Raw genomic sequence first — 10,916 nt, 5'->3', positions numbered from 1 at the left:
ACAACCTCGGCGGCCACAACGAAAAGAGCAACCTCGAAGTCGTTAAGGCGATCCTCAAGGCACTCGACAAGCCGGAATCCCTGATCACATACGTAGCGGACCGTAAAGGTCACGACCGCCGCTATGCGATCGATCCTGCAAAAATCGAAAAAGAACTGGGCTGGGTACCGGAAGAAAACTTCGATACCGGCATCCAGAAAACGTTCCAGTGGTATCTGGACAACCAGGACTGGTGGAAAAACATTCTCAACGGAGAATACAAAAACTACTTCCAGAAAATGTACGTCGACAAAGGAAGAGTCGACCAGTAAAACCGTCTCGCTATTGAGGCATACACGCTTATGAACCCGCAGCCGGAGGGGCGAAACAGCTTCGTCCGTCCGGCTTCTTTTCGTTTTGAGCACAGAGGAGGATTGAAAATGAAAATTCTTGTTACCGGCGCAAAAGGCCAGCTCGGACACGACATCATGGTGCAGGCCAAGGAGCGCGGCATTGACGCCGTCGGCGTCGATGTAGCGGAAATGGACATCACCAGGCAGAATCAGGTTGAAGAAGTCATTTCCCGCGGCGATTACGACGCCGTCATTCACTGCGCCGCCTGGACCCAGGTGGACAAGGGCGAAGAACCCGAACTGTTTGAAACCGTAGAAGCCATCAACGCGACCGGAACCGGCTATATCGCCAAAGTGTGCCGCGAACTCGACATCCCGCTGATGTATTTCTCGACGGACTACGTCTTTGACGGCCAGGGTGCGGAACCGTGGAAAGTGGATGATGAAAAAAATCCGCTGAACGTTTATGGCCTGACCAAATCGGAAGGCGAGGACTATGTGTTCCAGAACCCGAAAAACTTCGTTCTGCGCATTTCCTGGGTATTTGGCGCCAACGGCATCAACTTCATCAAGAAAATGATGCAGCTGTCCGAAACCCACGACACCCTTACCGTCGTTGACGATCAGGTCGGTCTGCCGACGTACACATGGGATCTCGCCCGTCTGAGCCTGGATATGATTCAGACCGACAAATACGGCACGTACCATGTGGCCAACAGCGGCGACTACATTTCCTGGTACGATTTTGCCAAGGAAATTTTCGCCCAGACCGGACGTCACGTAAAAGTCATTCCAGTCGGCTCCGATCAGTATCCGGCTAAGGCGAAACGTCCGTCCAACTCCCGCATGGACCTTTCCCGCATCGCTGCAGAAGGCTTTGAACCACTCCCTGCATGGCAGGATGCGCTCGCCCGCTATCTGAAAACTATGGATCTGGCTTAATCTGGCTAAAGCCTGCCTGTTCGAATTTACGAAATTTACGCTCTGTCATCCGGCAGGGCGTTTTTCTTTTGGACGATTGGAAAAGGCCGGTCTTCGCGTTTAAAAACCGGCAAAAGAAAACGGATGCCCGAAGGCATCCGAAACAAATCAAAGATAAAGCGGGCACGCAAATCCAGATAACAGAAGGAAAACATAGATCTGTTTTTGCGCTTATGCGTTTGGCTCTGGCTTTGGCTTGCGCTTGAACAGGGAACGGCAATGTTTCCAGATCCACCGTCCCAGGGAATGGAGCGGATGGAACGATTCGGAAATCATGCCGGTGCGCTCGATGAACAGTTCAATGACGAGCAGAAGAAGCAGGATCAGAACGACACCGGCTTTTCGGCTGTAAATGTAAATGAACGCGCTCATGCCAAACAGGAACGTAATGCCGCACATGATGATGACCGAATTGGTCTGGCCAAACCGCTTGAGCAGCTGATGGTGCAGATGGGATCGGTCCGCCTGATCGACCGGAATGTTATGAATCTTGCGGCGCAGGATCGCGGAGAGCGTATCGATAATCGGCAAAACGAGAAGCAGAATCGGCAGGCCAAGGGTAATGGTTGTCGACGATTTGAATCCGAGAAGGGAAAAGGAAGAAACGATGGAACCCAGAAACAGAGATCCGCAGTCACCCATGAAAATCGAAGCGGGATGCGCGTTGTAGAGCAGAAAGCCAAGTACCGCGCCGGAAAGCATCAAGGAGAGGATGACCATATCGCTGCGCTTGTCGACAAACGAAATCGAACAGATGACGGCCAGCACAATGAGAATCATGCCGCCGCAAAGTCCGTCGAGACCGTCGAGCAGATTGATCGCATTCGTGATGCCGACCACCCAGAGGATGGTGAAGATCGAACAGATCAGATCCGAGCGGATGGCCCAGCCAAAGATGCGCAGGGTATCGACGCGTATGCCGTAGTGAAGCAGAATCAGCGACGCCAGCACCTGCAAAATGAATTTGACCTTGGCCGGAAGATCCACAAAATCGTCAGCAAGACCGATGAAAAACATCATCGAGCTGGCGAGATAAATGCCGAGTATGGAACGGTCCGCCTGCCCGTTGAGCAGCAGCGCACAGGAGAAAGCCAGATAAATGGCTATGCCGCCGATCCGGGAAATACGGCCGTGATGAATGGTACGGTTATTGATTTTCGCCCAGGCATCTGATGGATACGACAGCCGCTTGATCAGGGGAATGAGTGCGGCTGAAATCAGAAAAGGCGTAATGAACGCCATGACAGCAGTCACGGACTTCCTCCTTTCCAGGACAGTGAGAGCCCTTATGCCATTATGACAAAGAAATTCATTTTTTGGTATTTCATCCGTTCGCCCGAGTTTGCGACTGTGTCTGTATACGGGTCTGCACAAAGACGACACTCGCAGAGCGTTTCCGGGAAAAGCCGGACGGGGCCAGCGGATTTGGTTATACTGTTCTGTATCAGGATAAGGCGATACGTCTGTTTCAATGTACAGAACTGGGGGATTGGACTATGAAAAAGATGCTCCTTCTTTACAATCCTGTGGCCGGAGACCGAAGAATTCAGAACAGCCTCTCCGATCTCGTCAATCAGATGACGGGAATGGGCTATCTGGTTACGGTGTATCCGACACAGAAACCGGGAGATGCCAGCGAAAAGCTGAAAAATCTGGATCTGAGCGGCTGCGACCGTCTGGTCGTCTGCGGCGGCGACGGGATGCTGCACGAAGCGCTCAACGGCTGGATGGCTGGAAAAAACATGCCATTGCTGGGCTATATTCCTTCCGGCACCGTCAATGACTTTGCCAACTCGCATGAAATTCCGCTCAAGCTGAGCGAAGCCGCTGAAATTGCGGGCGGCGACTGGTGGGCGCCCATCGATGTCGGTCAGTTTAACGAGGAATATTTTTCCTATGTGGCCGCCTTCGGTCTGGGCACCTCGGTTTCCTATCTGACGGCGCAGGAGCGCAAAAACCGCCTCGGTTCGATCGCCTACGTTCTGGAAGCCCTTGGCCGCGTGGATTTTGCCCATTGGGAAAACAACTGTGAAACGCTGGAAATCGAATGGGAAGGCGGTTCGCTGCAGGGCGACTTTCTGTATGGCATGGTTTCCAATTCCCGCTATATCGCCGGATCGGATCTGTTTACCCGAAACATTTATAACTGGCACGACGGACTGCTCGAGGGTGTCTTTATTAAGCGCCCGATGAATATCAGCGAGCTCAACCAGATCATTTCCTGCCTCATGCGCTCTTCTTTTGACAATCCGCTCATGATGCAGGTGCAGTCGCCCTGGTTCCGGTTGAAAGGGGAAAACATCCCGTGGACGCTCGATGGCGAATACGGCGGCGTGCACGATATCGTCGAGGCCCGCGCCGTTTCTTCGGCTCTCAATCTCGCTCTGCCCAAATCGCACGTGCAGGAAGCGGCCGACTGGCTCGCCGCACTCCACCCGGATGTTCCGCTGGCGCTGCCCGAAAATCCCGCGAGTAAGGAAAACGCCCAAGGAGACGGTCCGCATGGAAAATGATCTCATTTTAAATCCGTCGCAGACCGAAGCGGTCGAAGCCATTGAAGGCTACGTCCGGGTTGTTGCGGGCGCCGGTTCCGGAAAGACGCGAACACTCGCCGCCCGGTATGCCTTTCTGATCGAGATCGGCATGATTCCGGAAAGCATTCTGGCAATTACGTTCACGAACAAAGCGGCAGCCGAAATGAAATCGCGCATCCGCTCACTCACCGGAGACGATCAGTGCGGGACGATCTGTACGTTCCATTCGCTCTGTTCGATGATCCTGCGCGAGGAAAGCCACATCATCAGCTATCCGAAATCGTTTGTGGTGCTCGACAACGCGGATATCGATCAGCTTCTGCGGCAGGTGTACGACGAAAAGGGACTGACGCTTCACGACATGACGTTTTCCAAGGCGCGGGACATGATTGAAATCCGCAAGATCAAGGACGAGCCGAACTACCGGGAAGATCTCGTGGCGCTCTCGCCCGCAGCCATTCAGAAAAAATACGAAAACGCGATCGATCCGCAGGATCAGATTTTTTACGGGTATCTGAGCGCGCAGAAGAAAAACTTCGGCCTCGACTATAACGATCTGATTTTGCTGACGCTGAAAATCTTTGACGAAAATCCCGATGTCGCCCGCAAGTGGCAGCAGCGGTTTGAATACATCATGGTGGACGAGTTCCAGGACATCGACGGTCTGCAGTACCGCCTGATCGATGCGCTGGCCAAAGTTCATCACAATCTGTTTGTGGTCGGCGATCCCGACCAGACCATTTATACGTGGCGCGGCGCCAACGTACGCCGTCTGCTCGATTTTGATGAACATTTTCATCCGTGCCAGACGGTGCTGCTCAACGAAAACTACCGCTCCACGCCTCAGATTCTGAAGACGGCCAACTCGCTCATTTCCAAAAACGCGAACCGGATCGACAAGGATCTGATACCCTTTCTGCCGGATGGAAAACCGGTGGAAGCCGGTCATTTTGAAACGCCGGAAAAAGAAGCAAAATGGATCGCCTCGCGCATCGCTTCCCGTCATGAGGAAGGCGTGGCGTATCGTGACATGGCCATTTTGTACCGCGCTCATTATTTAACGCGTCCGATTGAAGACGCGCTCATTGCGGCGCACATTCCGTACGCCGTGTATTCGGGCGTGCCGTTTTTCTCGCGTGCGGAAATCAAGACGACGCTCTCGTACTGCCGCATGCTGCTGTACCGGGACGATCTCGACTTTTTGCGCACGATCAACGATCCGCCGCGCAACATTGGAAAAGGCCGCATCGCCTTTTTAAAGGACTATGCCGAACAGAGGGAAATCTCGCTCTATCAGGCGCTCGTCGAAAACAGCGAAAGCGACTATTTCGCGTCGACCAAAGCGGCTGAGTATATCGCGGTCGTGGAAGAAACGGTATGGCAGGACCGGCTGATCAGCCAGGTGCTCGATGAAGTGCTTGACCGCTCCGGCTACGAAAAGGAACTGCGCCTGCGCGGCGCCCAGGATCGCCTCGACAATCTTGCCGAACTGAAGCAGGCGGCTGCCGAATTTGAAGTGTCGTGGGGAGAAGATACGACGCTCGAATCGTGGCTGAACCAGAACGCGCTCTTTTCCGCTGCTGATGGACAGACGACCAGCGATCAGGTACGCCTGATGACCATTCATACGGCGAAGGGACTGGAATTTGACACCGTCTTTCTGCCGGCGCTCGATGAAGGCATTTTCCCGTCGAGGCAGACGAAAACCCGCCCGCAGATGGAAGAAGAGCGGCGCCTGATGTTTGTCGCCCTGACCCGCGCCAAAAAGGAGCTGTATCTCAGCGATGCACAGGGCATCCTGCATTCGGGATCGAATCGCATGCCTTCGCGCTTTCTCTTTGATATCGGGCTGGAAAACGCCGTCTGGCAGCCGCCGATTCCAGAAGATCTCATTCAGGCCGCGACCCGCTTCATCTCGCTGCGCTCCCGTTCTTTAAAAGGGGAGTCGGAAAACGAAAACGAGCTGCAAAGCGGCGATCGCATCGCGCATCCTGTCTTTGGAGAAGGCATCATTCTCGATCTGGATCGACAGGCACAAAAAATCGTGATTCAGTTTGATAAACTGAGCACGACGCGTACGCTTTCCCTGCACGCCCGCCTGAAAAAAATCGGAGGCGATCCGGAAGCCATTTTGCATTAAGCCTGCGCTTTCTCTTCGAAAAGGCAGATGAAAGATCTCCCGGAGGGTGCAGGACGTATACTCAAAAAGAAAAAAATAAAACCGCATCTTCTGGATGCGTATGGGGATAGAAAGCCATATCGGCTTTCGTGAAAATACAGCCAGCGGCTGTATGGAAAAGGGGACTGAAAAGGAAATGGATACAGAAAAGAAGCCCGCGGCGCCTGAAAACAGCCAGCCGGAGACTTCGGCGGCCGCAACAGGGGATCGGGCCGCTGGAAGTCCGCCTTTACGGCGAGCAAAAATCAGCGCCTCCAACACGCCAAAAATCGTAAAACCGAAAACGGCGAATGCCAGTACAAATAAAAATGAAACCGAGGCGCATAGTGATGGTGCGATTGATCGTCTGGAACGGGAAAAGCCGCTGACACGTCTGATGGAAGAAGCCGAACGCCAGGAAGAGGCCGGCGAAAGCCCGAAGACAGAAACTGCACCGTTCGGTTCGGAACCCGCCGCCAGTGCGGATTCAAATTCCGATTCGAGTGCGCAAGAGGAAAAAGAGAGCGAAGTATCCAAAGAAGCAAAAACGCCAAAAGCGCCAAAAGGGCCTTCCCGCTTTGCCAGACTGGTACGAAAGCCGGGGCTCTGGTGTCTGCTGATCTGCCTGCTTGCCGTGTTCTGGCTGCTCTATTCGATGCTGGAACTCGGTCTGCTGCGTCTTTCGGCCGCCGCCTGGATTGTCGGACTGGCCGCGGCGGCTATGACCGTTGCGGGGTTCTGGTTTTTCGAAACCCGAAACCGTCTGTGGTCCATTCCAGCCGTCTTTCTTTGCGTGGCCATTGTCGTAACGTGCTTTTTTGGTCAGCGCTATGTGCATTCGATTTCCAGAGAAATCGATCAGCTGAGCGACTATGGTCAGGAATACACGCTGAGCGCCGGATTATACGTACCGAACGCGGTACCGCTCCAGACGATTGACGCTCTGGAAGGCCAGATTGTCGGCGTTCTTGACAGTCGCGGCAACGAAACGAATGAAAAAGTTCTGGACCGTCTGAAAGAAGAAGGGGTGACGGTGCGTACCGAATCGTACAGCACGCTCCAGCAGCTCAACAAAGCCGTTCGCGGCCAGAAAGTACGTGCCGCCATTCTGACGCCGACGGAAATTAAGCTGATTCATGAATTTTCCAATGGACAGACGTCCAACGGCGATCTGACAAGCGCGCTGAACGTCAGCTGGTCGACCGGTCTGGTCGAAGAAAACCAGCCGCTCGATCTCAACACGCAGCCGTATACCGTTCTGGTTTCCGCTTCGGATATGCGGCTGAATACCCAGATGTACACGTCGACAATGACGATGCTGCTGACCGTCAACCCGACGGCGCATCAGGTGCTCGTCACCGTTATTCCGCGCGCGCTGGCTCTGCCAGCCAAATGCGACGGCACGCTGGGCTGTCCGGCCGATGGCGCTGCCGACCGTGCCGGTCTGCTTTCCAATTACACGCTCGAAGCGCAGCGGCAGGCGCTCGAAGAAGAATTCGGCACGTCGATTGATTTTACCGTTCAGGTCGATCTGGCCGCGGTCGTTTCGCTGTTTGATGAAATGGACGGCCTGTATCAGTCGGGCGGACGGGAATACGAAATCGCTTCAGCGATTACGGTCAATCCGGATAAAGGCGTATCCGGACCGAAAATCCGTCAGATTCTCGGCTCCCTGTCCAACTACTCCGGAAACGATTTCGACCAGGAACTGAACCAGTTTGTCATGTTCTGCGATCTTGCCCAGGCCAGAAAGCAGATTTCGTTTACGAACATTCCGTCCCTGCTTCGTATTCTCGACGGATCGATGATCACATCGTTCAACTACGAACAGCTCTGCACGCTCATATGGCAGTACGTTCTTGAACCGGAACCGTTCACGTGCTGGTATTCGACCGTTTCCGGGGAATACCAGACCCAGTATTCCGCCGTTCTTCGCGATTCGGCGTACATGTTAATTCCCGATCCGGAATCGCTGGATCAGGCGAAGACGGCGATTCAGTCCATTCTCAGCGGCCACGAACCGCAGACGTCCGGCATCGAACGAAGCGATGAACCGGCACCGGCTGCCGAACCCAATGCAGAATCGGATCCAGCAGCCCAGCCGGAAACGCAGCCCGAAGCGGCAGAAAACGGCATCGTACAGGATGCGGGAAATGAAGTTCAGCCGGAACTGGTACCGGCCGGACAGTAATCAGCATTAAAAAAGAAGTGTGAGGCGCTTTATGTATAAAACCAAAGATCTGTATACCCATGAACATTCCCTGGCCAAAAACTGGCTGGATCAGTTTGAATACCCCTGGCAGGCTTTAGGAAAAATCAATGAACTGATTCTGACGCTGTGTCACGATCTGCCGGCGGAGTATGAAGAAAAGGAACCAGGTATTTTCGTTCATAAAAGTGCAGAGATCGCACCGACCGCGGTTTTAAAAGCACCCTGCATTATCGGTCCGGATACCGAAGTGCGTCCAGGAGCCTTCATTCGCGGCAACGCGCTCGTCGGTGCGCACTGCGTGGTCGGCAACTCCACCGAATTAAAAAACGTGATCCTTTTTGATCACGTTCAGGTTCCGCATTACAACTACGTCGGCGATTCCATTCTCGGCTATCGCTCGCATATGGGCGCAGGCTCGATTACGTCCAATGTAAAAAGCGACAAGTCGCTGGTTGTCGTCAGCGACGGCAAGGAAAAAATCGAAACCGGTCTGAAAAAATTTGGCGCCATGCTGGGCGACGATGTAGAAGTCGGCTGCAATTCCGTTCTCAATCCGGGAACGGTAATCGGCCGCCATACGAACATTTATCCGCTCTCGAGTGTCCGTCATGTGATCCCTGCCAATTCGATTTTCAAGGACAAGGATCATATCGTCTCGAAAAAGTAACGCGCATACGAATCCGTATCCATTCAAAAGAAAGTAGTCTTTGTCTCGGTTTCTGCCAAAGCGAGGACTGCTTTTTGTTTTGGCCAAAAAGCCGCCGGCAAAATCGATGTTAAAAAGCAGCGACGAAAAAGTGTATGAAAAAAGGGGCCGTAAAAGGCACCCTCTTCAGTATTTTCGTTTCATTTTGCGAGATCGGACTGCAGGTTTTTGAGAGCCTCTTTTGCATCGACCGCCATAAGAGACGTATCGTCCCGCTTTTTCAGGCGCAGAAGCGCTCTGGCATCGGGATCTTCTTCCTGCAGCGACCAGAGAAGATCCATGGCGCCTGCGGGATCGTTTTGCAGCCTTATAACAAAATCGTCATCGCTTTCGTGAAGAAAACCCTGCAGCTGATCGAAGCCGTCGCTATACAGCGCAAATCCGTTTACTTCGTCAAAGGGAATGGAACCCGTCAGCGGGGCAAACCAGCTGGCGTTCAGATCGACAATCGGATAGCCGCCTTCTGGATTGTTTTTGCGGGCGCGGTTGGCGATGAGCATGGACTGAATTTCGGGAAGCGCCCGAAGCGCTTTTAAGGAAAGATCGTCGTTTTGACGGATTCGGGCCATCGCTTCCAGAACCTTATTGTCAAAGAAACCGACACGCTCGTCGACCAGACGAAGCGGACGATCCTTTAAGGCAAACAGCAGCGGACTGTCGCCCAGAATGAAATATTCAAAGGCCTGGGTACGCTTACTGGCGCGCACGATGCTTACGGTACAGGAAGGCATTTCGTCTTCGGGGCACTCTCCAAACGCTGCGGAAAGCTCATTTAGAATGATTTTGAGAATCGATTCGATGGACGCGTCCAGATTTTCAAAGCGTTTCGCGGATCGGGCAATGGACCGCGCCAGCCACGCCGCGTCCGATCCCGTCTGCATGCGATTGCCGCCCTTGAGCGCGCTCGCTCCGTCCGCAATCAGCCAGACTGACGAAGAGATGCCCAGCGCGTCTTCGTTAACGGGCTTTTCCGTTCGGCTTTCGAAAAACACAGGCTTTCTCCATGAGCAGGACGTTGATCATATAGGCGATTCCGTTTTGTCCCGCGTTGTACTTGGTCGTTCTTCGGCAGACATCGATGACGGATTTCGGGCTGTTTTTCATCGCGATGCCAAACGTTTCCTTCAGCAGCGCTTTTTCAACGCTCAGCGAGCCGAAGCAGAGCGTCTGTTCGGCTGAGAAATGAAATTCCTTCTGGGCCAGTGCAAAGGCTTCGCAAAGCGAACTGCCGCGCGGGTAAATTTCCAGAACGGTCGGGAAGACGCGGCAGACCGGATAGGCTTCGAGCTCTTTCTTGCGGCGGATCCGGTTGATCAGCGCCTTGGAGCTGATCAGAAGCAGACGGTGATAGGACGATTCCGATTTGAGCGTATTGAAATCGACGGAACGAACCGGGTAGAGGTGCTCGCGCAAAGCGAACAGAAAAGCGTACGTTCCCGGATGATCGCACAGGTAGCGGCGGCCGCTGTCGATGATGCGGGCGCAGGGGATTTTCAGAGAAAGGTCGGATTCCAGCGTCGACAGACTCGTCAGCAGTTCGCAGGCTTCTTTTGGATTAAACGCGTGCAGGCTGATGATCTTTTTTTCAGGCAGGGAAACGTACTGGCTGCCTTCGGCGGCAAGAACGTAGGAAAAAATCCTGTCGATTCGTTTGCGCTCCAGAAAATGAAGAACCCAGCGGGCATCGCGCTGAGAACACAGACCAAGGACGATCCCCTTGGAATGCAGATCTTCGAGAATGGACATGGTGGCTGGAGGAATGTCTCCAAACTGGTTGAGAAGCGTATTTTCAAGTCCGATCAGGACAGAATGAATGATTTGCATGTTCTTATTCTATCAAGTTTGGCTGAGCGTGCACGAATCCGAAAAAAGAAGAAAACGGTCGAACCGGTCCGGTAAAAAGAGGGAAAGCTTTTATCCTCCTGTTCACGATCGGGAAATTTTCAGGAAAAAAGACAGCCCGTTAAGATTATTTTCATGTTTCTGTGGCACA

8 protein-coding genes and 1 pseudogene are annotated in these 10,916 nt (G+C 53.4%); 6 read left to right on the top strand and 3 right to left on the bottom strand.

Features of this window, described 5'->3' with window-relative positions; translation table 11 throughout:
* Both ACLUYS_RS01560 and rfbD read left to right on the top strand, forming a co-directional pair.
* Positions 1-311 (top strand): annotated as a pseudogene (locus ACLUYS_RS01560) (GDP-mannose 4,6-dehydratase); the annotation flags it as partial.
* A 108-nt stretch (positions 312-419) separates the two neighbouring features.
* Complete coding sequence (gene rfbD / locus ACLUYS_RS01555) at positions 420-1,274, top strand: dTDP-4-dehydrorhamnose reductase (protein WP_230267643.1); 855 nt, start codon at positions 420-422, stop codon at positions 1,272-1,274.
* Positions 1,275-1,484: 210 nt separating this feature from the next.
* On the opposite strand, the gene ACLUYS_RS01550 is transcribed toward rfbD, so the two are convergent.
* A complete protein-coding gene (locus ACLUYS_RS01550; RefSeq protein ID WP_288339107.1) occupies positions 1,485-2,567 on the bottom strand; it encodes an MraY family glycosyltransferase in 1,083 nt (360 codons plus the stop codon).
* A gap of 242 nt (positions 2,568-2,809) precedes the next feature.
* Between ACLUYS_RS01550 and ACLUYS_RS01545 the strand changes: the two genes are divergently transcribed.
* From ACLUYS_RS01545 to ACLUYS_RS01530, 4 genes are all read left to right on the top strand, one after another.
* On the top strand, positions 2,810-3,826 hold the full coding sequence (locus tag ACLUYS_RS01545; RefSeq protein ID WP_288339108.1) for a diacylglycerol/lipid kinase family protein: 1,017 nt from the start codon (positions 2,810-2,812) through the stop codon (positions 3,824-3,826).
* Positions 3,816-5,987, top strand: a complete 2,172-nt coding sequence (locus ACLUYS_RS01540; RefSeq protein ID WP_412658766.1) for an ATP-dependent helicase — start codon at positions 3,816-3,818, stop codon at positions 5,985-5,987. Before ACLUYS_RS01545 ends, ACLUYS_RS01540 begins: the two co-directional genes overlap by 11 nt.
* 175 nt (positions 5,988-6,162) lie before the next feature.
* Positions 6,163-8,196 carry a hypothetical protein gene (locus tag ACLUYS_RS01535; RefSeq protein ID WP_412658764.1) on the top strand — a complete coding sequence of 678 codons (2,034 nt, stop codon included), beginning with the start codon at positions 6,163-6,165 and terminating at the stop codon, positions 8,194-8,196.
* A 31-nt stretch (positions 8,197-8,227) separates the two neighbouring features.
* Positions 8,228-8,884, top strand: a complete 657-nt coding sequence (locus ACLUYS_RS01530; protein WP_230267648.1) for a UDP-N-acetylglucosamine pyrophosphorylase — start codon at positions 8,228-8,230, stop codon at positions 8,882-8,884.
* A gap of 179 nt (positions 8,885-9,063) precedes the next feature.
* On the opposite strand, the gene ACLUYS_RS01525 is transcribed toward ACLUYS_RS01530, so the two are convergent.
* Both ACLUYS_RS01525 and ACLUYS_RS01520 read right to left on the bottom strand, forming a co-directional pair.
* A complete protein-coding gene (locus ACLUYS_RS01525; RefSeq protein WP_230268296.1) occupies positions 9,064-9,915 on the bottom strand; it encodes a hypothetical protein in 852 nt (283 codons plus the stop codon).
* Positions 9,881-10,747, bottom strand: coding sequence for an HAD hydrolase family protein (locus ACLUYS_RS01520; RefSeq protein ID WP_230268295.1), 867 nt, complete (start codon positions 10,745-10,747; stop codon positions 9,881-9,883). Before ACLUYS_RS01520 ends, ACLUYS_RS01525 begins: the two co-directional genes overlap by 35 nt.
* Positions 10,748-10,916: the final 169 nt, after the last annotated feature.

This window comes from Allobaculum sp. (assembly GCF_047010065.1).
GTDB lineage: Bacteria > Bacillota_I > Bacilli_A > Erysipelotrichales > Erysipelotrichaceae > Allobaculum > Allobaculum fili.
This window is presented reverse-complemented; position numbering and strand designations above follow the sequence as displayed.

What these genes read in the sequence shown, in the direction of transcription:
- ACLUYS_RS01535 (WP_412658764.1), top strand. Translation starts at nt 6,163, where the DNA reads ATGGATACAGAAAAGAAGCCCGCGGCGCCTGAAAACAGCCAGCCGGAG.
- ACLUYS_RS01520 (WP_230268295.1), bottom strand. Translation starts at nt 10,747, where the DNA reads ATGCAAATCATTCATTCTGTCCTGATCGGACTTGAAAATACGCTTCTC.
- ACLUYS_RS01530 (WP_230267648.1), top strand. Translation starts at nt 8,228, where the DNA reads ATGTATAAAACCAAAGATCTGTATACCCATGAACATTCCCTGGCCAAA.
- ACLUYS_RS01540 (WP_412658766.1), top strand. Translation starts at nt 3,816, where the DNA reads ATGGAAAATGATCTCATTTTAAATCCGTCGCAGACCGAAGCGGTCGAA.
- rfbD (WP_230267643.1), top strand. Translation starts at nt 420, where the DNA reads ATGAAAATTCTTGTTACCGGCGCAAAAGGCCAGCTCGGACACGACATC.
- ACLUYS_RS01545 (WP_288339108.1), top strand. Translation starts at nt 2,810, where the DNA reads ATGAAAAAGATGCTCCTTCTTTACAATCCTGTGGCCGGAGACCGAAGA.